This window comes from Catellatospora vulcania (assembly GCF_009720385.1).
Lineage (GTDB): Bacteria > Actinomycetota > Actinomycetes > Mycobacteriales > Micromonosporaceae > Catellatospora > Catellatospora vulcania.
The window spans coordinates 1-545 of record NZ_WARX01000050.1 but is presented as its reverse complement, the minus strand read 5'-3'; the positions used below and the strand labels follow the sequence as shown (position 1 = coordinate 545).

At 66.8% G+C, this 545-nt stretch carries 1 protein-coding gene; it reads left to right on the top strand.

From position 1 onward, the window contains the following. A partial coding sequence (locus tag F6W97_RS39940) for a GTP-binding protein (protein ID WP_230687362.1) occupies nucleotides 1-545 on the top strand: 545 nt, incomplete at both ends.

Here is a 545-nt window from a genome sequence, read left to right as displayed (position 1 = left end):
CAGGGCATCACCATCGACGTCGCGTACCGGTACTTCGCGACGCCGCGGCGCAAGTTCATCATCGCCGACACCCCCGGCCACATCCAGTACACGCGCAACATGGTCACCGGCGCCTCCACCGCCGACCTGGCCCTCGTCCTGGTCGACGCGCGCAAGGGGATCGTCGAGCAGTCACGCCGGCACGCGTTCCTGTGCTCGCTGCTGCGCGTGCCGCACCTGGTCCTGTGCGTCAACAAGATGGACCTCGTCGACTTCGACCAGGCCGTCTACGACCGCATCGTCGACGAATTCACCAGCTTCGCCGCCAAACTCGACATCACCGACCTCGCGATCATCCCGATCTCGGCGCTCAACGGCGACAACATCGCCTCCCGCTCGGCGAACATGCCCTGGTACGACGGCCCGAGCCTGCTCCACCACCTGGAACACGTGCACATCGCCTCCGACCGCAACCTCGTCGACGTCCGGTTCCCCGTCCAGTACGTCATCCGGCCCCAGTCCACGACGGTCACCGACTACCGCGGCTACGCCGGACAGGTCGCCTC